Origin of the sequence: Nocardioides cynanchi, assembly GCF_008761635.1 — a bacterium.
GTDB lineage: Bacteria > Actinomycetota > Actinomycetes > Propionibacteriales > Nocardioidaceae > Nocardioides > Nocardioides cynanchi.
Genome location: NZ_CP044344.1, coordinates 549278 through 570909, shown reverse-complemented (window position 1 = coordinate 570909; position 21632 = coordinate 549278). Strand labels below are relative to the sequence as shown.

General features: G+C 70.6%; 20 protein-coding genes and 1 other RNA gene. 13 read left to right on the top strand and 8 right to left on the bottom strand.

Features of this window, described 5'->3' with window-relative positions; all coding sequences use genetic code 11:
- Positions 1-97 precede the first annotated feature (97 nt).
- The 6 genes from panB to E3N83_RS02990 all read left to right on the top strand — a co-directional run bounded on the left by panB (position 98) and on the right by E3N83_RS02990 (position 5205).
- The gene (panB, locus tag E3N83_RS03015) at positions 98-892 is read left to right on the top strand and encodes a 3-methyl-2-oxobutanoate hydroxymethyltransferase (protein ID WP_151081910.1); all 795 of its coding nucleotides are present in this window, start codon (positions 98-100) and stop codon (positions 890-892) included.
- Between the two features lie 89 nt (positions 893-981).
- Complete coding sequence (locus E3N83_RS03010) at positions 982-1935, top strand: ABC transporter ATP-binding protein (protein ID WP_151081909.1); 954 nt, start codon at positions 982-984, stop codon at positions 1933-1935.
- Entirely contained in the window at positions 1932-2720 is a 789-nt protein-coding gene (locus E3N83_RS03005) for an ABC transporter permease (RefSeq protein WP_151081908.1), read from the top strand. The genes E3N83_RS03010 and E3N83_RS03005 overlap by 4 nt, the downstream gene beginning before the upstream one ends.
- Positions 2721-2739: 19 nt before the next feature.
- Complete coding sequence (locus tag E3N83_RS03000; RefSeq protein WP_151081907.1) at positions 2740-3855, top strand: sensor histidine kinase; 1116 nt, start codon at positions 2740-2742, stop codon at positions 3853-3855.
- Positions 3852-4469, top strand: a complete 618-nt coding sequence (locus E3N83_RS02995) for a response regulator transcription factor (protein ID WP_151081906.1) — start codon at positions 3852-3854, stop codon at positions 4467-4469. Before E3N83_RS03000 ends, E3N83_RS02995 begins: the two co-directional genes overlap by 4 nt.
- Positions 4470-4653: 184 nt before the next feature.
- Positions 4654-5205, top strand: coding sequence for a hypothetical protein (locus E3N83_RS02990; protein WP_151081905.1), 552 nt, complete (start codon positions 4654-4656; stop codon positions 5203-5205).
- Here the strand turns inward: E3N83_RS02990 and E3N83_RS02985 are convergent.
- Both E3N83_RS02985 and E3N83_RS02980 read right to left on the bottom strand, forming a co-directional pair.
- Entirely contained in the window at positions 5186-5476 is a 291-nt protein-coding gene (locus E3N83_RS02985; protein WP_151081904.1) for a hypothetical protein, read from the bottom strand. The genes E3N83_RS02990 and E3N83_RS02985 overlap by 20 nt on opposite strands.
- Complete coding sequence (locus E3N83_RS02980; protein WP_151081903.1) at positions 5473-5685, bottom strand: hypothetical protein; 213 nt, start codon at positions 5683-5685, stop codon at positions 5473-5475. Before E3N83_RS02980 ends, E3N83_RS02985 begins: the two co-directional genes overlap by 4 nt.
- Positions 5686-5752: 67 nt before the next feature.
- Here E3N83_RS02980 and map point away from each other — a divergent pair, with 67 nt between their 5' ends.
- From map to E3N83_RS19900, 5 genes are all read left to right on the top strand, one after another.
- A complete protein-coding gene (map, locus tag E3N83_RS02975; protein ID WP_151081902.1) occupies positions 5753-6607 on the top strand; it encodes a type I methionyl aminopeptidase in 855 nt (284 codons plus the stop codon).
- Between the two features lie 219 nt (positions 6608-6826).
- Positions 6827-9106, top strand: a complete 2280-nt coding sequence (locus E3N83_RS02970; RefSeq protein ID WP_151081901.1) for a M4 family metallopeptidase — start codon at positions 6827-6829, stop codon at positions 9104-9106.
- A gap of 98 nt (positions 9107-9204) precedes the next feature.
- Positions 9205-9620: RNase P RNA component class A (rnpB, locus tag E3N83_RS02965), an RNA gene on the top strand.
- A gap of 1528 nt (positions 9621-11148) precedes the next feature.
- Positions 11149-11811 carry a hypothetical protein gene (locus E3N83_RS02960; RefSeq protein ID WP_151081900.1) on the top strand — a complete coding sequence of 221 codons (663 nt, stop codon included), beginning with the start codon at positions 11149-11151 and terminating at the stop codon, positions 11809-11811.
- A 136-nt stretch (positions 11812-11947) separates the two neighbouring features.
- Positions 11948-12358, top strand: a complete 411-nt coding sequence (locus E3N83_RS19900; RefSeq protein ID WP_151081899.1) for a hypothetical protein — start codon at positions 11948-11950, stop codon at positions 12356-12358.
- Between the two features lie 425 nt (positions 12359-12783).
- Here the strand turns inward: E3N83_RS19900 and E3N83_RS02950 are convergent, their stop codons facing one another.
- Positions 12784-13005, bottom strand: a complete 222-nt coding sequence (locus tag E3N83_RS02950) for a hypothetical protein (protein WP_151081898.1) — start codon at positions 13003-13005, stop codon at positions 12784-12786.
- Positions 13006-13461: 456 nt separating this feature from the next.
- On the opposite strand from E3N83_RS02950, the gene E3N83_RS02945 reads away from it, so the two are divergent.
- On the top strand, positions 13462-14262 hold the full coding sequence (locus E3N83_RS02945; RefSeq protein WP_202879306.1) for an aldo/keto reductase: 801 nt from the start codon (positions 13462-13464) through the stop codon (positions 14260-14262).
- Positions 14263-14518: 256 nt separating this feature from the next.
- Here the strand turns inward: E3N83_RS02945 and E3N83_RS02940 are convergent, their stop codons facing one another.
- On the bottom strand, positions 14519-15991 hold the full coding sequence (locus tag E3N83_RS02940; protein ID WP_151081897.1) for an RNB domain-containing ribonuclease: 1473 nt from the start codon (positions 15989-15991) through the stop codon (positions 14519-14521).
- 22 nt (positions 15992-16013) lie between these two features.
- Between E3N83_RS02940 and E3N83_RS02935 the strand changes: the two genes are divergently transcribed.
- A complete protein-coding gene (locus E3N83_RS02935) occupies positions 16014-16790 on the top strand; it encodes a YaaA family protein (RefSeq protein WP_151081896.1) in 777 nt (258 codons plus the stop codon).
- Positions 16791-16802: 12 nt separating this feature from the next.
- On the opposite strand, the gene E3N83_RS02930 is transcribed toward E3N83_RS02935, so the two are convergent.
- The 4 genes from E3N83_RS02930 to E3N83_RS02915 are packed head-to-tail and all read right to left on the bottom strand — an operon-like array spanning position 16803 to position 21500.
- Positions 16803-18023 carry a bifunctional RNase H/acid phosphatase gene (locus E3N83_RS02930; RefSeq protein WP_238343040.1) on the bottom strand — a complete coding sequence of 407 codons (1221 nt, stop codon included), beginning with the start codon at positions 18021-18023 and terminating at the stop codon, positions 16803-16805.
- Positions 18024-18026: 3 nt separating this feature from the next.
- On the bottom strand, positions 18027-18770 hold the full coding sequence (locus E3N83_RS02925; RefSeq protein WP_191907921.1) for a zinc ribbon domain-containing protein: 744 nt from the start codon (positions 18768-18770) through the stop codon (positions 18027-18029).
- Between the two features lie 52 nt (positions 18771-18822).
- A complete protein-coding gene (locus tag E3N83_RS02920) occupies positions 18823-19938 on the bottom strand; it encodes a Nif3-like dinuclear metal center hexameric protein (protein ID WP_151081895.1) in 1116 nt (371 codons plus the stop codon).
- A 20-nt stretch (positions 19939-19958) separates the two neighbouring features.
- Positions 19959-21500 (bottom strand): AMP-binding protein, encoded by a 1542-nt coding sequence (locus E3N83_RS02915; RefSeq protein WP_151081894.1) that lies wholly within the window; start codon positions 21498-21500, stop codon positions 19959-19961.
- Positions 21501-21632: the final 132 nt, after the last annotated feature.

Below are 21632 nucleotides of genomic sequence, written 5' to 3'. Positions count from 1 at the left end.
CCAGCGACACAGGCGGCAACCACGCCGTACCTGACTAGCCTGAAGGCGTTGCGTGGACTCCATCAGGGAGCTGCGACGACACGCGAGGAGCCAGACGATGAGCCGCGTCCGCACGCACACCCTGCGCCAGCTCAAGGAGCGGGGCGAGAAGTTCTCGATGCTGACCGCCTACGAGCAGTACGCCGCCGCCACGTTCGACGAGGCCGGCATCGACGTGCTCCTCGTGGGTGACTCCGCCTCCAACAATGTCTACGCGAACGAGACGACGGTGCCGGTCACTGTCGACGAGCTGCTCCCCCTGACCCGCGCGGTGAGCCGCTCGGTCACCCGGGCCCTGGTGGTGGGTGACCTGCCGTTCGGCTCCTACCAGGGCTCGCCGGAGCAGGCCTACGCCACCGGCGTGCGTTTCATGAAGGAGGGCCTCGCCCACTGCGTCAAGCTCGAGGGCGGGGTCGAGATGGCCGCTCAGATCGAGCGGCTCAGCCGGGGCGGCATCCCGGTGATGGCCCACATCGGCTTCACCCCGCAGAGCGAGCACGCGCTGGGCGGCCCGCGGGTGCAGGGGCGCGGCGACGCCGCCGACCGGGTGCTTGCCGACGCTCGCGCCGTCCAGGAGGCCGGGGCCTTCGCGGTGGTGCTCGAGATGGTGCCCGGCGACGTGGCCGCGCAGGTCACCCGGGAGCTGGTGATCCCGACGATCGGGATCGGAGCCGGCGTCGAGTGCGACGGTCAGGTGCTGGTCTGGCAGGACGCCTTCGGCCTGCGCACGGGACGGATGGCCAGCTTCGTCAAGCAGTACGCCGACCTGCACGGCGAGCTCCTGCGCGCTGCCCGTGCGTACGACGAGGACGTCAAGGCCGGCACCTTCCCCGACCCCGAGCACACCTTCTGACCTGAGCCCTCGGCTCCCTGACAAACGTCATGGGGAAGTCGTGACCACTGTGTGAGGTCGTGCCGGAGTGGTTGCGTCAGGCTGGGGTCATGACATCGATCGACACCACCTCGGGGGCCCGCGGCACGTCCGTGGACCCGGCGCCCGCCGTCCGTCTGGCCGGGGTCACCAAGGACTTCGGGTCCGTGCACGCCGTCCGCGGCATCGACCTCTCGCTCCAGCCGGGCGAGATCGTGGCCTTCCTCGGTCCGAACGGCGCCGGCAAGACCACCACGATCGACATGGTGCTGGGCCTGTCCCGCCCCACGTCCGGGATCGTCGAGGTGCTCGGCCTGCAGCCGCGCCAGGCGATCGCACGCGGGCTGGTCTCGGCGGTGATGCAGACCGGCGGGCTGCTCAAGGACCTCACGGTCCGCGAGACCGTGCAGTACACCGCCAGCCTCTTCGCCGACACCGCTTCCGTCGAGCAGGTGCTGGCCACGGCCGGGATCGAGTCGATCGCCGACCGTCGGGTGGGCAAGTGCTCCGGAGGGGAGCAGCAGCGCCTGCGCTTCGCGATGGCGCTGCTCCCCGACCCGGCCCTGCTGCTCCTCGACGAGCCCACCACCGGCATGGACGTCGAGGGGCGGCGCGCCTTCTGGTCGGCCATCCGGGCCGACGCCGCCCAGGGCCGGACCGTGCTGTTCGCCACCCACTACCTCGAGGAGGCCGACCAGTACGCCGACCGGATCGTGCTGATCAGCTCCGGCCGGATCGTCGCCGACGGCACGGGCAGCCAGATCAAGGCCCGCGCCGCCGGGCGAACCGTCCGGGCCACCCTGCCCGACGCGGACCCGGCCGTCCTGACCGCGCTGGCCGGAGTCGAGAGCGTCGACGTTCGCGGCGACGCGGTCTACGTGCACGCCACCGACACCGACGCCGTCGCGCGCTACCTCCTGACCGAGACCTCGGCGCACGACCTGGAGATCACCGCCCGCGGGCTGGAGGAGGCGTTCCTCAGCCTGACCGGTGACCACGACGACCACGAAGGAGCCACGGCATGAGCACGCAGACCATCGACCCCAGCGTCCGGCGGGTCCCGCCGCTGGGTGGGCTCAACCCGACCATGCTCCTGATCGAGGTGAAGCGGATGTTGCGCAACCGGCGCACCATCGTCTTCACCCTGGTGATGCCGGTGGCGCTCTACCTGATCATCGGCGCGAACGACACCTACAGCGGCGACCGCGAAGGCTCGGGCAACGTCTCGGCGTACATCCTGATCAGCATGGCGGCCTACGGCGCGGTCCTGGCCTCGACCAGTGGCGGCGCGATGGTCGCCACGGAGCGGGCCCTGGGCTGGTCCCGGCAGCTGCGGCTGACCCCCCTCTCACCGCTGGCCCACATCGCGACTAAGGCCGTGGTCGCGCTCAGCCTGGGCGCGCTCTCGGTGGTGGCGGTCAACGTCGCCGGCCTGCTGAACGGCAAGGCCGAGATGCCGACCCACGTGTGGGTGGCTGCGGCGGTGATCGCCTGGTTGGGCTCGATCGTGTTCGGTGCCTTCGGGCTGTTCATGGGTTACCTCCTGCCGAGCGAGAACGTCATGCAGGTGCTCGGGCCGGTGATGGCCGGCCTCGCCGCCCTCGGTGGCCTGTGGTTCCCGATCGCCTCGGACACGGTGATGGGCCACATCTCGGCGGTCACCCCCATCTACGGGCTCGCCCAGCTGGCGCGGTGGCCCCTGTACGGCGGCGCACCGCACGCCGTCTGGATCCTCAACCTGGTCGGGTGGTTCGCCCTCTTCGTGGCCGGCGCCGCCTGGCGGATGAGCAAGGACACCGCCCGGGTCTGACGTGGCTACCGTGACGCCCATGAGCAACCAACCCCTCGACGCGGACCGGCCCACCGGTCCGCGTCGCTGGGGGCTGTTCTTCGCCGGCATCTGGCTCTTCTACCTGCTCTCGCCGCTGGCCGAGGCCTGGCACCGGCGCGACGAGCTGCGTGGCTGGGTCGCGATGCCGGCGATCGTGGTGTTCGCGCTGGTCTACCTGGGTGTGTTCGCCGCCATGCGGGCGCGCCGCCAGTTCGCGCCGTTCCGGGCTCCGCTGCGGCTGTCCCAGGGCATCGCCGTGATCCTGGCGCTGGTGACCCTGGCGGTGGTGATCTGCGCGACCGTCGGGCAGAAGGGCACGGCCACCGCGGTCTACATCGCCGTGGCCTGCGTGATCTGCCTCCAGACCCGGGCGGCGTGGGCGGTGTCGGTGACGGTGGCGCTCACGACGTACGCCGCCACGGCCTGGGTGCCCGGCTGGCACCGCGACGAGGGCATCCTGTTCGGGACCCTGGTCGCGACCCTGGCGATCTGGGGCATCTCCCAGGCGATCAACCGCAACGTCGAGGTGCTGTCGGTCCGCGAGGAGAACGCCCGGCTGGAGCTGGCCGACGAGCGCAACCGGTTCGCCCGCGACCTGCACGACATCCTCGGCCACTCGTTGACCGTGATCACGGTCAAGGCCGAGCTGGCCAACCGGCTGGTCGACGTCGACCCCGACCGCGCCCGCGCGGAGCTGGCCGACCTGGAGCGGCTCTCGCGCGACGCCCTCGCCGACGTCCGCCGAGCCGTCCAGGGCTACCGCGAGCTCACCCTGCCCGGCGAGCTCGCCCGGGCCCGGACGGCGCTGTCGGCGGCCGAGATCGTCGCCGACCTGCCCAACTCCACCGACGACGTCCCGACCGACCGCCGCGAGCTGTTCGCCTGGACCGTGCGCGAGGGCATCACCAACGTGATCCGCCACAGCGGCGCCCGGCGGTGCACGATCGTCCTCGGGCCTCACGAGGTCGAGGTGCGCGACGACGGCCGCGGCCCGTCCGTCGCCGCCGCGGGCAACGGACTGACCGGCCTGCGCGAGCGGGCCGCGGCGCTCGGGGGCACCGTGCTGACCGAGTCGCTCCAGCCCGGCTTCTCGCTGCGGGTCGTGGTGCCGTGACCACCTCGCCGATCCGGCTGCTGCTCGCCGACGACCAGGCGCTGGTCCGCGGGGCCCTGTCCGCGCTGCTCAGCCTCGAGTCGGACCTCGAGGTCGTCGCCGAGGTCGCCTCGGGTGATGCCGTCCTTTCCGCGGTGCTCGAGCACCGTCCCGACGTCGCGCTGCTCGACGTGGAGATGCCGGGGCTCGACGGCATCAGCGCCGCCGCCGAGGTGCGCCGCCTCGTCCCGGCCACCCGGGTCCTGATCGTCACCACCTTCGGCCGGCCCGGCTTCCTGCGACGCGCCCTCCAGTCGGGGGCCGACGGCTTCGTGGTCAAGGACACCCCCGCCGCCGAGCTCGCCGACGCCGTCCGCCGCGTCCACCGGGGACTCCGGGTCGTCGACCCGGCGCTGGCCATGGACAGCCTCACCATCGGCGACTCCCCCCTGACCGATCGGGAGACCGACGTGCTGCGGGCCGCCGCCGACGGCGCAGCGGTCGCGGTGGTCGCCGGCCGGGTCCACCTCTCCCCCGGCACCGTCCGCAACCACCTCTCCTCCGCCATCGGCAAGACCGGCGCCGCCAACCGTTCCGAGGCCGTCCAGATCGCGACGTCCCGGGGCTGGTTGTAGTCCGGCGCCACCTCGACCTGGCCGCTCCAGCGAGTACCCGTCCGGGTCGTACCTCAATGGGCCCGACCGGGCCCATTGAGGTACGACCCACCCACCCTGGTTCGGGGGCGACGACCCCCTGTCCACAGCTCACGTGCTCGCGGCCGCCGGAAGGCATCAGGAGACCTAGGTTCACCTCATGCTCATGTCCGCACGACAGGCCGCGGGGCTGCTGCTCGCGGAGGGTGGGATCGCCCGCATGCAGGCACGGAGGCTGCTCGCCGCCGGCCTCGCCGGAGCTGGCGTGCCGGGCGCCGGCGGGGTGCTGTACGACCGGACGGCTGTGGCGACCCTCGCTCTCCGACCGGTCCTGGAGCTCGAGGACCTGACCGAGGCCTGCCCGCACGGCCTGTTCGTCGCCCGGATCGACCGGTCCCGACCGGTGGACGTCACGACCGGCTGGGCCGCGCTGGCTGAAGACCTGTCGACCCAGCCCGCGATGCCGTCGCTGACCAGGGCCCTGCTCGGAGCGCGGATCGCGGCCTACGGACCGCTGCCGTGGGTCGCCACCCTGTGCGGCCACGTCGTGCTGGGGGCCGAGGCGGTGGCGGTCGCGGCCGGCAAGGACCACCTACAATTCACGCTCCGGGAGCCCGGCCCGTGGTTCGGTGCCCTCCGCGACCGGGTGCTGCCGACCACACGCGGCGGCCGGCCCTGGGTGCTCTGGACGCCGCTGCTCAGCGGGTCGCCAGGTTGACCCCGACCACCACCACGGCCCAGAGCAGCAGCCCCATGCCCGCCAGCCACGGCAGCCGGCGCGGGTGCGGGGTCCACCAGGCGCAGGCGACCACGAACAGGACGATCCACGCCGCCACCAGCCCGACCACGGCCCACCAGCGCAGCACGCCCGCGGTGCCGAGGTCCAGGAACAGCACGCAGGCCAGACCGATCATCCCGCCGAAGGGCAGTGGCGAGATCCGCGGCGGCGCCGGGGCCGGCGGCGGCCGCGACGGTCGACGGGTGCTCACTCGGGCTGGCGCCGCTTCGACTGCCCGTCCCAGCCGGGCTCGTCGCTCCAGCCCGGGTCGTTGTCCCACTGCTCGTTACGCTCGGCCGCCTTCTCCAGCGCCCGTGACGCGTCGGCCTCGGAGCCGTAGGGACCGAGGCGGTCGATCGGTGGGCAGCCGTCGGGCCCCTCGACCGCGTGGTGCTTGACGCAGTACCAGAACTTCTCCATGCCCCGGGAGCCTACGTCGCAGGGCTACCCGCCCGGGGCCCCACGACCCCCACCTAGAATCGAGTCCATGACCTCGACCGCGATCGCCCCGGCCGCGATCTCGCCGCGTCGCGACGTACCCCTAGCCATTCCCCGACCGGAGTACGTCGACCGGCCGGCGCCGGCACCGTTCACCGGCAGCGAGGTCAAGGACGCCGAGACCATCGAGCGCATCCGGGTCGCGTGCCGCCTGGCTGCGCAGGCCCGTGAGCTGGTGGGCTCACACGTGGCCCCGGGCGTCACCACCGACGAGCTCGACCGGGTCGGCCACGAGTTCCTGTGCGACCACGGCGCCTACCCGTCCACCCTCGGCTACAAAGGCTTCCCCAAGAGCCTGTGCTCGAGCGTCAACGAGGTGGTCTGCCACGGGATCCCCGACGCCCGGGTGATCGAGGACGGCGACATCGTCAACATCGACATCACCGCCTTCATCGACGGCGTGCACGGCGACACCAACGCGACGTTCCTGGCCGGAGACGTCGCCGAGGAGACCCGCCTGCTGGTCGAGCGGACCCGCGAGGCGCTGGACCGCGCGATCAAGGCGGTCCGCCCGGGCCGCCGGGTCAGCGTGATCGGCCGGGTGATCGAGTCCTACGCGAAGCGCTTCGACTACGGCGTGGTTCGCGAGTTCACCGGACACGGCATCGGTACGTCGTTCCACAGCGGACTGATCATCCCCCACTACGACGAGCCCCGGTTCGACGACGAGATCCGGGCCGGGATGACCTTCACCATCGAGCCGATGCTCAACCTCGGCACCCACGAGTGGGTGATGTGGGACGACGGCTGGACGGTCGTCACCGCCGATGGCCGGCCCAGCGCCCAGTTCGAGCACACGCTGCTGGTCACCGCGGACGGCGCCGAGGTGCTCACCCACCCCTGACCCTCGGGGCCGGTCCACCCTTCGGTCGCTCATCTTCGTGCAATGCACAAACATGAGCCCCCGCTCTCGTTGCCCTGCCGACGGGGACCCGCGATGGTCAGCAGGCGGCCCCTCCCGTATCCCGGGCGTGCCGCGGTCGACCGACATCCGGGCGGCCACCATCGGCGGCGCCCACGAGGTGCCGCTTCGCAGGGCCTCGGCCCGGATCCAGGAGTGAGCATGAGCAGGAGACATCTCGGCGGCCTCGCGGCTGCCGCGCTGGTGGGAGCGACGCTCGCGTCGTTGCCGCACGGTGCGGTCGCGGCGGCCCCGGCGCACGGGCAGAACGCCCGGGCGCTGGCAGCAACGTCGGCACGCAACCTCATCGCCAGCCACGCGCCGGCGCTCAAGATCAGCCGCCATGACGGCTTCCGGGCGCTGCCCGTGCAGTCGTCGCACGGTCTGCAGTACGCCGCGTTCAACCGCACCTACCGCGGGCTACCGGTGGTGGGCGGGGACTTCGTGGTCGTCACCGACTCCGAGGGCCACGTCCTGAACACCTCGGTCGCCCAGACCCGCAAGGTCTCTCTGCGGTCCGTCACTCCGAGCATCTCCCGGGCCAGGGCCGCCACCGAGGCCCGCCAGCAGGTCGCCCACGCCACGAAGAGCACCCCCGTCTCGCTCGTGGTCTGGCAGCACGGCTCGCACTCACGCCTTGCCTGGCAGGCCACTGCCACCGGCCACCGTGGCTCGATGCCCGACATCAAGAGCGTCGTCGTCGACGCACGCAACGGACACGTGCTCCAGGCCCGCGAGCGGGTGATGGAGGGCTCCGCCAACACCAAGTGGGAAGGCTCGGTGAGCATCCCCACCACGCTGTCGGGCTCGACGTACTCCATGAAGGACAGCAACGCCCCGACCCTGGTCTGCCAGGACGCCGCGACCAACACGACGTTCTCCAAGACCACCGACACCTGGGGCAACGGCAACGAGACCAGTCGCGAGACCGACTGCGCCGACTCGTTCTACAGCGCCGAGCAGGAGCGGCAGATGCTCTCGGCCTGGGACGGCCGCAGCGGCATGGACGGCTCCGGCGGCTGGGTCCCGATCCGCGTGGGCCTGGCCGACGTGAACGCCTACTACGACGGCACCCAGGTGCAGGTCGGCCACACCCAGAGCACCGGTGAGTGGATCGGCGAGATCGACGTCGTCGCCCACGAGTTCGGTCACGGCGTGGACGACCACACCCCGGGTGGCATCTCCAACGGCAACACCCAGGAGTTCGTCGCCGACACCTTCGGCGCGGCCACCGAGTGGTACGCCAACAACGCCACCGACACACCTGACTTCACCGTCGGCGAGCGGGTCAACCTGGTCGGCTCCGGCCCGATCCGCTACATGTACAACCCCTCGCTCGCGGGCGACGACAACTGCTACTCGTCGGCGGTCCCCACCGAGGAGGTCCACGCGGCCGCCGGACCGGGCAACCACTGGTTCTACCTCCTGGCCGAGGGCAGCAGCCCCACCAACGGCCAGCCGACCAGCCCGACCTGCAACAGCTCGTCGGTCTCCGGCGTCGGCATCCAGAACGCTGAGAAGATCATGTACAACGCGATGCTGATGAAGACCAGCACCTCGTCGTACCTGAAGTACCGCACCTGGACGCTGACCGCGGCCAAGAACCTCGACCCGACCTGCGCGCTCTACAACTCCACCAAGGCCGCGTGGAACGCCGTGTCGGTGCCGGCCCAGACCGGTGACCCCACCTGCACCTCGGGCGGGACCAACACGGTCACGGTGAACAACCCCGGCAGCCAGACCGGCACCGTGGGCACCGCCAAGTCGCTGCAGCTGACCGGCACGGACTCGGCCTCCGGCCAGACCCTCACCTGGTCCGCCACCGGCCTGCCCGCCGGCCTGTCGATCAGCACCTCGGGTCTGATCAGCGGTACGCCGACCACGGCCGGCACCTACACCACCACCGCGACGGCCAGGGACACGACGGGCGCCACCGGCTCCGCGTCGTTCACCTTCACCATCAGCGGCACCGGTGGTGGCGGCTGCTCCAGCCCCGGCCAGAAGCTCGGCAACCCCGGCTTCGAGACCGGCGCCGCGGCTCCGTGGACCGCGTCGGCCGGCGTGATCGACGGCTCGACCGGTGAGGCCGCCCACGCGGGCAGCTACAAGGCCTGGCTGAACGGCTACGGAACCACGCACACCGACACGCTCACCCAGTCGGTGACCATCCCGGCCGGTTGCGCCGCGACGCTGTCGTTCTACCTCCACATCGACACGGCGGAGACGACGACGACCACGGCGTACGACAAGCTGACCGTGAAGGCGGGCAGCACCACGCTGGCGACGTACTCCAACCTGAACGCCAACTCGGGCTACGCCCTGAAGTCGTTCAACGTCTCGTCGCTGGCCGGTCAGACCGTCACCATCTCGTTCAGCGGCACGGAGGACACCTCCCTCCAGACGTCGTTCGTGATCGACGACACGGCTCTCAACCTGAGCTGATCGCACCTGCATGACCCCACCAGGAACGCCGGGTCGGCCGCCTCCCACAGCGCCGACCCGGCGTTTCGGCGTCCCGGGGCCTACGATGACGGCGCGGAGGGGCTGGTCGGGCGACCGCGGCGGACGGCGTTCACGTCGTACGTCGAGGAAGGTCCGGGCTCCGAAGGGCAGGGCGGTGGGTAACACCCACCCGGGGCAACCCGCGGGACAGTGCCACAGAGAACAGACCGCCTGAGCCCTCCATCGTTGGTCGAGCTTGTCGAGACCGGTGGTGGTGGTCCAGGTAAGGGTGAAACGGTGGTGCAAGAGACCACCAGCGATCCGGGTGACCGGATCGGCTCGGCAAACCCCGCCCGGAGCAAGGTCGAACAGCGCACGCTCGAGGGCTGCCCGCCCGAGTGCGCGGGTGGACCGCACGAGGCCGACGGCAACGCCGGCCCTAGATGGATGGTCGCCGAACGGTGCACCGCAAGGTGCCCGGGAACAGAACCCGGCCTACAGACCAGCCCCTCCGCTCTAGGCCTCTGACCTGCACCATTATCGTTCGGACCCCTCAGCAGTCCGCCCAGTTGCAGTTCCAAGCCAGGCGGCGCGTTAATCAGCCTGGAAAGGGATGACCCTGCATCCGAGCAGGCTCTTGTCGTAGGGCTCCACGAGCGGTTTGTTCACCCAATGCCCGCTCGCCGCGCGCCCCAAGACGGGGAGCTTGCCCCTCGGCCCCCCGTCATAGTTCAAGTTGATCACACGAGGAGGCCATTTCCCGCGCAGGAACGTCGCCGTGCTGCGCCGGTTGTTCATTCCGTCGTACGGATGTCCGTCGTAGGTAAACTCGACGTGAAGCCCAACCTTCGACATACCCAATCGGTCTCTGAGGCCGTTGAGGCGGATCTTCGCGAACGGTCCCTTCGAGTCAACACCACACTCGGTGAGGTGCCCCCCTGGCGCGATCGCTACGACGAAGGTGAGCCCCAGCACGAGGGTGACAGCCGCGCCGATGAGCTGGAGACAGAGTTTGCGGCTCGGCAGATTCAAACTCCCCATGGCATCTCACTTCCCCGTGCAGCGTTCATTCCGCCGAACCCGGCTCACATCGAAAACCCGCTCAATCCACCGAGCGCTGTAGTACTCCGAGAGGAACTGGCGAGCGCTCGTCGGATGCCGTTCTACTCCGGCGTGACCCGGCTACCCCTCACTGAATTGAGGTAATGGGCGCGTGGGCGGAGCATTCTTAGCGCTCTCATCGCGAGCCCTCAGGTCGCTCTCAAGCTCCAGCGCCCGTATCGGCATGAGCGCGCACGGACAGCGGCATATCCGGATGTTGCGATCGGGCCACATCGCTGGATGTCCGGGCCTGGACGCCACACACTCAACCGTGAGGATCATCCGGAGGGCTGCCGCTCTAGCGGTGTGCTCGGCCCTGGTTGCCTGCGGCAACACCAGTCGTCCCTACAACTCCGCACAGGCTCTCGCAAGAGCGATCGGATGCCACGAAGTGGCTGGAGCGTCAGCACACGAGGCCACCTACACCCGCACAACCTGAATCTACGACGGTCATCACGTCGTGGTCTGGTGGTTCACCGAAGATGGCCAGTCCAAGCCCTTCTCGGGACTGGGTAGCAGACAAGGCCTCGTGCGCTCGGAGAGCGCTGGTTGATGAAGTGTGAGCACGGCACCGACTGCCTATCGATCCAGAGAGCCTCGGAGGCGAGGTCCGGCTCTCGACTGGCCATGGATGATCTGACACCGCCCGCTCATCGCCATGAGCGCGCGCGGACAGCGGCATAAGAGGACGTTGGTACGAGCGAGAGATCACTCGGTCTTGGTGTTCGCACATCTCAGGTTGCTCACGATCTGCTGATCACGCCGACACGGGCCAGTGAAGGCTCAATACTCGAGACGTGGATCGACGGGGCAGGCGCCAAGGGCTGATGCTGATCGGCCTAGTCCCCGTGATGGTTGGTTGCGGCTCGAGCACAACCTCCAAGTCCCCCGCAGCGGAGCAGACGGGGTCGACATATCAAAGGGACGTTGCTCAGAGCGGCGTGGTGCAGGTCGGCTGTGCCGGCACCCAGGGGTGGCCCGCTGCGGTGATGCCGGACGGGATCCCCGGCGTCTTAACCCAGGCGCAGGTGACAGATGCTTTCACGAGCCTGCTGGCCAACCCGAAGCACAACAGCGAACTGTCGATGTCGTTCTTGAAGAACGGCGCAACTGCAACTCGTTGGCGCGTGCTTCGCGTCGACGGCGACACCTACACCCTGGGCTTGGGACGTTGGACAGAGGAAGGTCCCGCTAAGGGAGCGACCTTCTTTGAGATCCAGGGTCACGAGGGAGCTTGGAACTGGGTGGGCGGCGGTGAGTGTCACCTGGCGCCCGTACTGCCTAGCGGTGATGAGTGGGTCGCGGTGACCTCTCCGGATGGAGGTCTCGATCGCAACACAACCAACCCGAAGGTAGGGGTGACCGAGCAGGAGTGCTCAAGTGGACGCGATCCGCGCCCCTTCCTGCACACGCCAAAGGTACGAGAGACGCGCACAACTGTGACCGTCTACTGGACGGCTACGGCGCCCCAAGGGATGCAAGATTGCGTTGGCAGTCGGCCTGTCAACGTCGATCTGCATCTCACCGCACCCTTGGGCAAGCGGGCCCTTGTAGACGGTTCAACGTATCCGCCTTCCCGGGTGTCGCAGTCGAATGAGCAGTGAGAGCCTCTGACCCCCGTTCAACCCACCCAGAAGCCGCCCCCGGCCGCTGCGGCGAATCGGCCAACGCCGACGCCCGCTCATCGGCATGAGCGCATACGGACAGCGGCATGAGCGGATGTTTGGGCAACACTGAGCCATGACGCGTTTGCGGGCTGTCGGAGCGACGGCGTTGCTGCTGGCCGCCCTGACCTCGTGCGGGAATCGAGGGGGCGTCACTGAGAAGGACGGTCACTTTCTACTCGTCGCCCCGAAGGAAATCAGCGAGGCTGGCGTCGGTTTCACCGCCAGCAGGCTGGTGATGGTCGGTGACTGCGTCGGGTTGGACCTTGGCGATGACAAGGTTGCGATCGTCATCTGGCCCAACGGAACTGAGTGGGTCTCCACCAAACCACTCGCCATAGACGTGCCGGGCCTAGGTGATGTCAAGCAAGGTGACTACCTCGCGGGAGGCGGGGCTGATTACGAGGGGCCCCAACCCTTGCCGGGAATCGAGGTCCCAACCTGTTGCCGCAACGCACCTCTGGTGTCGTTCAGCCCCGACCGGTAGCAGGGCTCCGGCCAGCTCTGACACGCCCATCCGCTGATCGGCATCTGCGTGCGACCGGACAGCGGCATGAGCGGTCGCTTCCGGATACCCTCCACTGACTGATCCACCACACCGGACCCGCCAGGTTACGGCGGCCCACATGCCCCAGCCCATGAGTGGCGGCGCGCAGAGGTTCCCTGTGCAGTCTGCGGAGATCCCTGCCCCCTCGAAGCACGGACTACGTCGAGTTGACCGTGCACGCACCCGACGGCGGGACGCAGTGGCTCGGCGCCCATGCCGGATGTCTGAACCGCTTCTTCGAGATCAAAGTTGACGTCGGCCTCGACTGACAGCTCACCTGGCCGGGCATGTCAACGGCACGTGAGTGCGCATCGAACGAGTTGAGTAGATCAGCGATGCCGAGGCGTCGTCGTGTGCTTGCTGGCCTAGCGCGCGCCGGCGCGGACGATCCTGGCGCACATGAGACACCTGGCTGCGTGTGGGCTCTGGCTGAACCGAAGTGTGCTGAACCGTCGCATCCCGACCAGGCCAAAGCCACAGACCGTGACCTTGGCGTTCTCGAGGTAGGCGTGTTGCTTGCCTTCAGGTACCTCGCCGACGTCACGGCCGAGCCTGCTGGAAAAGGCCGCGACACGGTAGTCGTTCACTTCATGATGGTCGCACGCTTCGGCGTGGTCGCGCCCCGCACGGCTTGCGACGAGCGGGGCGCTGGGACCCGGTCAGTCCCCCGACACCTTCCCGGGCTCTTGGTCCGCGACCCTAGTCCCGGTGGGGCCGCTCCCCATGACACAGACCGGCCACGGGGACCACCCACGAGAACACGCGGCTGGACGCGACGCTCCGCGAGTGTTGGGCCCGCACCCGGGAGCGTCACTTCCGGGCGCGGGGGCCCGGCACTCTCACTAGATCACGAGCGACCGGCGGTCCGGCACACCCGTCGGGAGGCGGATGGGGTGCCCTGCCGGGCCCAATACCTGTCGGCAGAACACCCCACGCCAGATCTCGGTACCCCGTCGCCGGGGACTTCAAACCAGTGATTGACCCCAAGGCGATGGCCGGAGCCAGCCCACGGCCGCTCGGGTGACCGCCCGTATCGTGGAGCCATGAGCAACTCCTCCTCGACTCCGCCCGTCCCCACCGACGCGGCTACCCTCCCTTCCGGCGCCTCGATGCCCCTGCTCGGCTTCGGTACCTGGCAGATCAAGGGTGCCGACGCCACCGACGCGACCTCGGTCGCGCTCGAGGCCGGCTACCGGCACCTCGACACCGCCACCGTGTACGGCAACGAGGGCGAGGTGGGTGCCGGGCTGGCCCGCAGCGGCGTGGCTCGCGACGAGGTCTTCGTGACCACGAAGTGCCCGCCCGACCGGGGTGCCGACGCCCTCGCGACCCTGCGCGAGAGCTTGGACCTGCTCGGCACCGACCACGTCGACCTCTGGCTCATCCACTGGCCCGGCGACGGCTCGATGGCCGACCTCTGGCAGTCGTTCGTCGAGGCGCGCACGCAGGGGCTGGCCCGTGACATCGGGGTCAGCAACTTCGACGCCGGCCTGATCGACGAGATCACGTCGGCCACCGGGGTCGCCCCGGCGGTGAACCAGATCGAGTGGAGCCCGCTGCTGTACGACGCGGCCGTGGTCGAGGCGCACCGCTCGCGGGGCGTCGTCCTCGAGGGCTACAGCGCGCTGCGCGGCGGCACCCTCGACCACCCGGCGATCGTGGAGATCGCCGACCGGCTCGACCGCACCCCGGCCCAGGTGATCATCCGGTGGCACCTCCAGCACGGCATCGTGGTGATCCCGAAGTCGCGGCAGGCCGACCGGATCCGGAGCAACGCCGACGTCGCCGGCTTCGAGCTGACCGCGGCCGACCTGGCCGCCCTCGACGCCCTGGGCGTGGGCTGAGCCGGCACGACGTAGTCCGATCGGGCTAGTCGGACATCCGCCCTGGCGGCCACACAGGAGAGCGCCCCGCCCGGACTGGTCCGGGCGGGGCGCTCGTCGCACCGTGAATTGGGGGGGGTGGCACGACGTTCTACGGACACTAGTTGGTGCAGACGGTCGTATGGATATGCAATCACCGCCCGATGGCCGATCGGACATGTGAAATGCACGATTGGGCCTAGTCCGGACTAGTCGGCGCGGGTCTTGCGGTGGCCGATCAGCCGGGCGGTCGCCCCGCAGCGGGCTGGTCGAGCGTGAAACCGACCGCCCGCGACCCGACATCGGCCTGGGCGAGCCGGACCCGCACCTCGGTGCCCAGCGGGAGCGTCTGCGGCGCGGTCACCCATGCCTCGATCGCCGGCTCCTGGATGATCACGGTGCCCCGGTGGTCGTCGCGCTGGTCGAGGTCGACCACGACGCCGTCGAAGTCCTCGCCGATCCGGTGCTGCAGCACCCCGGCCTCGACCAGGTCGAGGACGGCCGACTCGTACTGGTGCGCGCGCCGTCCCGACTCCTTCATCGTCTCGGGTACGACGTGCAGCTTCTCCAGCACCCATCCCGGCACGTCCGTGCCGGCGCACAGCGCCAGACAGATCTCCCCGGCGTAGCGGTCACCGAGTCGACGCAGCGGCGCGGTGACGTGGGCGTACTCCGAGGCCAGCGCGGCGTGGACCGGGTCGGCCGGCACCTCACCGTCGAAGCCGACGTAACCACTCCCGCGCAGCAGCCTGGTGCAGGCGGTGACCATCGCGGCGTCGTTGGGCCGGCTGGGGTCGAGGCTGCGGATGAAGTCGGGATAGAGCTGCTCGGCCGGCCACTCGATGTGGAGGCCGCGGGCCACGCGGTGCAGCCGCTGCACGTCACGGGGGTCGGGAGGCGGCAGGGTGCGCAGCAGCCCGACCCGCGCGTAGACCATCATCGCCGCGGCGGCGAACCCGGTGAGCAGCGAGATCTGGGCGTTCCAGTTCTCGGCGGGCGTCAGCGAGCGGAAGGCCAGCCGCCACTGGTCGCCGTCGACGTCGACCTCCTGCTCGGGCAGCGGCAGCGAGATGCCCCCGCGGGCGGCCTCGCGCTCGAGCCGCAGCTCGCCGACCTCCTTGAGCGCCTGCAGCGACTCCGACGCCGTACCGTCGTCGACGGCCTTCTGCACGGCGTGGTAGTCCAGCTTCGCGGTCGACCTCACCCGGGCCCGCTCGACCTTGACCTCGGTGCCCTCGCCGGTGTCGTCGACCTTGATCGTCCACAGCAGCGCCGGGCGGACCTGGTCGGGCAGCAGCGAGGCTGCACGCTCGGAGAGCACGCGCGGGTGCAGCGGCACGGTGGAGTCGGCGCCGTACAGCGTCTCGCCGCGCTCGTTGGCGGCGACGTCGACAGGGTCGCCCGCCTCGATGAAGGCCGCGAGGTCCGCGATCGCGTAGTACACGACGTAACCGTCACCGTCGCGCTCGAGGTACAGCGCCTGGTCGAGGTCCATCGACCCCTCGGGGTCGATCGTCACGAAGGGCAGGTCGGTGCGGTCGAGGTCCGGCAGCCGGGGATTCGCAGCTGCGCGGCGGGCCGCCTCCTCCACCTCGGCCGGGAAGTCGGCGGTCACCTTCAGCTCGGTCTGGATCTTCGCGATCCCGTCCCGCAGTGACTGCGCGCCCACTCCGTCTCCGGTGTGGACCCGGACCACTCGACTCGACGACATGACGCCACCCTAGTGTTTGCGCGTGCTGATCCTCCTCCCCCCGAGCGAGGGGAAGGCCGCGCCGCGACGCGGTGTGCCGCTGCGCCCCGAGAGCTGGCCGGCCGGTCTCGTCGTACCCCGTGGCGAGGTCGTCGATGCGCTCCAGCGGCTGTGCGGCGGCGACCTGGACCTGGCCGTCGCCACCCTGGGGGTGGGGCCGACCCAGGCCGACGAGGTACGACGCAACGCCCGGCTGCGCGAGCTGCCCACGGCTCCGGCCGAGCGCATCTACACCGGGGTGCTCTACGACGCCCTCGGCCTGGCGACGCTCGACGCCGCGGCTCATCGCCGGGCCCTGGCCCGGCTGGCCGTCGTCTCCTCCGTCTACGGGCTGGTCCGGCTCGGCGAGCGGATCGCGCCGTACCGGCTCGGCGGTGGGGTCAGCCTGCCCGGCCTCGGGGGCGTGGCCGCGCACTGGCGCGGCGTGCTGGACCCGGTGGTCCGGGAGGAGGCCGGCCGTGGGCTGGTCGTGGACCTGCGCTCCTCGACGTACGCCGCCTTCTGGCGCCCCACGCCGGACCTGGCGCCGCGGGTGGTCACGGTGCGGGTGCTGCACGAGGTCGACGGCAGCCGGCAGATCGTCAGCCACTTCAACAAGGCCACCAAGGGTCGGCTCGTGCGGAGCCTGCTCGAGGACGGCCGCGACGCGCGCACGGTGCCGGCCTTCGCCCGTCTGCTGACCGAGCTGGGCTGGCAGGTCGAGCTCGGGCCGGCCTCGAAGGCCGGCACGCCCCTCGACGTCGTGGTCAGCGACCTCTGACCGGAGCCAGGGTCACCAGCGCTGCGGGTCGAGCATCTGTCCGGCACCGGGCGGCTGGGCGTTGTAGAGGCGCAGGGACCCCCGCAGACCCTCGTCGTCGTTGCGCAGGAACGAGACCACGCTCACCGACGCCGTGGACAGCTCCATCCGGAACAACGACGTCAGCGGCGCGTCCACCGCGTGGGCGACCAAGGTCTTGATCGGGGTCACGTGGCTGACCACCGCAACGGTCTTCCCGGCATAGCGCTCCAGGACCCTCGCCAGGCCGGCCAGGACCCGCGCCTCGACCTCGTGGAAGGTCTCCCCTCCCCCACCGGGGGAGATGTCGAGGGACCCGAGCCAGGCCGCGAGGTCGTCGGGCTGGCGCTCCTGCACCTCGGCGAAGGTCAGGCCGTCCCAGGAGCCGAACTCCATCTCGGCGAAGCCCGGCTCCTCGACCAGCGGCAGGTCGAGCCGGGCGGCGAGGATCTGCGCCGACTCGACGGTACGACGGACCGGGGAGGCCACGACGGCCTCGATCGCGGCGCCCAAGGGAGCCAGCCAGTCGGCCACCTCGCGCACCTGCGCCCGACCCTCCTCGCTGAGACCCGGGTTGCTGCTGGCCAGCCCGCCGGAGAAGCGCTTGGCCGCGGTGTGCACGGTCGCACCGTGCCGGACCAGCACCAGGGTGGTGACGGGTCCGCCGGGTGGCGACCAGCCCCGGAAGCTGCCGCCGGTCGAGCTGTCCACCTCACCGGCGGGGCTCTCGAGGTCCTCGAGCAGCGAGTCCGGCTCGTCGACGAGGTCGGGGTCGTGGATCGTGACGCCCGACCGCAGCCCGTCCAGGGCCTCGTTGGCCAGCCGGTCGGCGTGCTGGTTGAGAGCGCGCGGCACCCAGGTGTACGACGTGGCACCGGGCCGGGCCGTGACGAGGCGGTTGGCCTCCATGGCCAGCGGCCGCATGTCGGGGTGCTTGATCTTCCAACGACCGCTCATCTGCTCGACCACGAGCTTGGAGTCCATCCGGACCTCGACGTCGGCCTCGGGCGCGACCTCCGCGGCCAGGCGGAGGGCGGCGATCAGGCCGCGGTACTCGGCGACGTTGTTGCTCGCCACCCCGATGGCGGTGCCCTCCTCGGCGAGCACCCGGCCGGTGTCGGCGTCCTTGACCAGCGCGCCGTACGCCGCGGGGCCGGGGTTGCCGCGTGAGCCACCGTCGGCCTCGAGCACGGCCCGTCTGACGATGTCGGCCAAGGCCTACAGGCCGCTCTCGGAGGTGCGCACCAGGATCCGGCTGCACTCCTCGCACCGGATCACGGTGTCCGAGGGCGCCGAGCGGATCTGGGCGAGCTCCGCGTTGTCGATGTCGAGGTTGCAGCCCTCGCAGCGCCGGGCCCGCAGGATCGCGGCACCCACGCCGCCCTTGGCCTCGCGCAGCCGGTCGTAGAGCGCCAGCAGGTCGCCGGGCAGGTCGGTCACCATCGGCTCGCGCTGCCGGGCCACCTCACCGAGCGACTCCTCCAGCGCGGCGGCCTTCTCGTCGCGGGCAGCCGCCAGGACCGCCAGCCGCGCATCGGTCTCGGTGAGCCGGGCGGTGAGCTCGTCGAGGGTGCGCTGGGCCTCCTCGAGCCGCTCCATCACCTCGAGCTCGTCGTCCTCCAGGGAGGTGATCCGGCGTTGCAGGGACTCCATCTCCTGCTGCATCCGCTGGAGGTCCTTGGGGTTGCTGACCAGGCCCTGGTCCATGCGCTGCTGGTCGCGCTCGCGACGGGTCTTCACCTGCTCGACGTCGGCGTCGACCTTCTTCTGCTCGACGGTCAGGTCGTCCACGGCGATCCGGGCGTCGCGCGCCTGGTCGTCGAGGTCGCGCCGCGCCGCGGTCAGCTGGTCGATCTCGGCGAGCTCGGGCAGGGTCCGCAGCTGGTGGCGCAGCAGGTCGGTGCGCGCGTCGAGCTCCTGGACGTCGAGCAGCTTCAGCTGCGCGAACGGGTCGGCCTTCACTCGGGCTCCTCTGGGGGGGTCGTGCTGGGCTGGTGGTGGGTGGGCACGGGGATCACCTGCGGGCCTGCCACACGTCGGTGCACAGGGTGCTCACCCGGACCTCCACCGTATCCCCCAGCTCGTCCTGCAGTCTGGTGGCCAGCTCGGGCAGCCAGGTCCACTCCGCGGCCCAGTGCGACACGTCGACCAGAGCGGGTCCGCCCTGCTCCAGGAACTCGCTCGACAGGTGGTGCCGCAGGTCGCTGGTCACATAGACGTCGGCGTCGCCGGCCAGCACCTGCGGGAGGAGCGAGTCACCCGCTCCCCCGTTGACGGCCACCCGTCGTACGACGCGGTCGAGGTCACCGCCGACCAGCACCCCGCGCGCCGTCGCCGGCAGCGCCGAGGCGACCTGAGCTGCGAAGTCACCGAGCGGGACCGGGTCGACGTCACCGATCCGGCCGGCTCCGGTGTCGGCGGTGCCGGGGTCGGCCAGCTCCACGATGTCGTAGGCGACCTCCTCATAGGGATGCACGTCGAGCATGGCGCGCACCACGTCGGTGCGACGCGAGCGCGGCAGGACCGCCTCCACCCGCGCCTCCGCCACCAGCTCGAGGTCGCCGACGGTGCCGATCACCGGGTGCGCGCCCGGCAGCGGTCGGAACCGCCCTTCGCCGACGATCGTCCAGGAGCACGAGTCGTAGTCGCCGATCCGCCCGGCGCCTGCTTCCGCGATCGCGACCCGGACCTGCTCGGCATGGGTGTCGGGGACGTAGACGACGATCTTGTCGAGAGCCGGCCCGGTCGGCGCCACCGGGCGGACGTCGCGCACCCCGAAGGCCCGGGCGATCGCGTCGGAGACCCCGGGGTTGCCGTGGTCGGCGTTGGTGTGGGCGGTCAGCAGCCCGCAGCCAGCCCTGGTCAGCTCCGCCAGGGTTCGCCCCTTGGGCGTCGTCTCGGAGACACCGTGCACGCCGCGCAGGAACAGCGGATGGTGGGTGAGCAGCAGGTCGGCGCCCCAGGCCGCCGCCTCACGCGCCACCGGCAGGACCGGGTCCACGGCCAGCACCACCCGTCGTACGACGGCCTCCGGGTCGCCCGCGGCCAGGCCCACGGCGTCCCAGTCGGCTGCCGTGCCGGGCGGGTACCAGCCGTGCACGAGCTCGACGACATCGGCCAGGCGGGGCATGCGGCGAGACTAGCGGCGGGTCAGTTGACCTGGCGGTCGCGCCCCTCCCAGTACTGCGCACGCAGCTTGAACTTCTGGAGCTTGCCGGTCGCGGTCCGGTCGAGCATCTCGCGGAACTCGACCGACGACGGGGCCTTGTAGCGGGCGAGCCGGGACTTCACGTAGTCGATCAGCTCCTGCTCGGTCAGCTCCGAGCCCTCGGCCTTGACCACGAGGGCCTTGATCGTCTCGCCCCACTTGTCGTCGGGTACGCCGATCACGGCGACCTCGGCGACGTCGGGATGGCTGAAGATGGCGTCCTCGACCTCGATCGAGCTGACATTCTCGCCGCCGGTGATGATCACGTCCTTCTTGCGGTCCTGGATCGACAGGTAGCCGTCGTCCCCGATCACGCCGCCGTCGCCGGTGTGGAACCAGCCGCCGCGCAGGGCCGTCGCGGACTCCTCCGGCTGTGCCCAGTAGCCCTCGAGGATCACGTTGGAGCGCGCCAGCACCTCGCCGTTCTCGTCCACGTCGAGGGTGACCCCGATCGCGGGCGACCCTGCCCGGACCAGCCGCTGGGCGCGCTCCTCCGGCTCGAGGTCGTCCCACTCCGAGCGGCTGCGGTTGATCGTCAGCAGGGGCGAGGTCTCGGTCAGCCCGTAGATCTGGATGAACTCCCAGCCCAGCTCCGCCTCGACCCGGGCGACGGTCCGGGTCGGCGGCGGTGCGCCGGCCACGATGATCCGGGTCCGGTCGCGACCGGGGATCTCACCCTCCCAGTCGAGGGCCGCCTCGAGCACCGCCGCCACCACCGCGGGGGCCGCGCACATCACAGTGACGCCGTACTTCTCCACGCGGCGCAGGATCTCGCCCCCGTCGACCTTGCGCAGTGCCACCTGGGTCACCCCGCAGCCGGTCATCGCGAACGGCATGCCCCAGCCGTTGGCGTGGAACATCGGCAGCGTGTGGAGGTAGACGTCGCGGTCGGTGACCCCGGCGTGGAGGGCGAAGGTCAGGGCGTTGGTCCAGATGTTGCGGTGGGTGATCTGCACGCCCTTGGGACGAGCGGTGGTGCCCGACGTGTAGTTGATCGTCGCCGTGGCGTTCTCGTCCGGCTCCCAGAGCCGTGGCTCGGCGCGGTCGCCGTCACCGGCGGCGAACAGGTCGTCGTCCTCCCCGAGCACGAAGACGTGCTCGGCCTGGAGCCCGGCGAGGGCGCCCTTCAGCTCGGGGTCGACGTAGACCACCCGCGAGCCCGAGTGCTCGACGATGTACTGGACCTCGTCGAAGGAGAGCCGGAAGTTCACCGGCACGAGCACCCGGCCGTAGCCACAGACCCCGAAGAACGCCGTGAACAGGCGAGCACTGTTGTGGGAGACGAAGGCGACCCGGTCGCCCACCTCGAGCCCCATCCGGTCGTGCCGGGCGGCCATCGCCGCGGCCAGCTCGGCGACCCGGGCATAGCTCACGTCGCCGAGCGACTCCGCCGGCTGCTCCGGCTCGTCCACGATGCCCACGCGGTCGCCGTACACGGCCACGGCGCGGTACAGGAAGTCCATCACGCTGAACGGCACGATCATGCCCCGCAGATTAGCCCTGAAACGCTGGCCGATGGTTGGTCGAATGCAGGCCTCCCCGTCGCCGGCCAACGCCGCCCGTCGGGCTCGATCTCCGGTCCGACGACCGCCGGCCCACGGGGGCAGCTCGGCCGT

Coding starts and splice junctions, on each gene's coding strand:
- E3N83_RS03010 (WP_151081909.1), top strand. CDS start 982: ATGACATCGATCGACACCACCTCGGGGGCCCGCGGCACGTCCGTGGAC.
- E3N83_RS03000 (WP_151081907.1), top strand. CDS start 2,740: ATGAGCAACCAACCCCTCGACGCGGACCGGCCCACCGGTCCGCGTCGC.
- E3N83_RS02970 (WP_151081901.1), top strand. CDS start 6,827: ATGAGCAGGAGACATCTCGGCGGCCTCGCGGCTGCCGCGCTGGTGGGA.
- map (WP_151081902.1), top strand. CDS start 5,753: ATGACCTCGACCGCGATCGCCCCGGCCGCGATCTCGCCGCGTCGCGAC.
- E3N83_RS02945 (WP_202879306.1), top strand. CDS start 13,462: ATGAGCAACTCCTCCTCGACTCCGCCCGTCCCCACCGACGCGGCTACC.
- E3N83_RS02980 (WP_151081903.1), bottom strand. CDS start 5,685: ATGGAGAAGTTCTGGTACTGCGTCAAGCACCACGCGGTCGAGGGGCCC.
- E3N83_RS19900 (WP_151081899.1), top strand. CDS start 11,948: ATGACGCGTTTGCGGGCTGTCGGAGCGACGGCGTTGCTGCTGGCCGCC.
- E3N83_RS02920 (WP_151081895.1), bottom strand. CDS start 19,938: ATGCCCCGCCTGGCCGATGTCGTCGAGCTCGTGCACGGCTGGTACCCG.
- E3N83_RS03005 (WP_151081908.1), top strand. CDS start 1,932: ATGAGCACGCAGACCATCGACCCCAGCGTCCGGCGGGTCCCGCCGCTG.
- E3N83_RS02990 (WP_151081905.1), top strand. CDS start 4,654: ATGTCCGCACGACAGGCCGCGGGGCTGCTGCTCGCGGAGGGTGGGATC.
- E3N83_RS02940 (WP_151081897.1), bottom strand. CDS start 15,991: ATGTCGTCGAGTCGAGTGGTCCGGGTCCACACCGGAGACGGAGTGGGC.
- panB (WP_151081910.1), top strand. CDS start 98: ATGAGCCGCGTCCGCACGCACACCCTGCGCCAGCTCAAGGAGCGGGGC.
- E3N83_RS02915 (WP_151081894.1), bottom strand. CDS start 21,500: ATGATCGTGCCGTTCAGCGTGATGGACTTCCTGTACCGCGCCGTGGCC.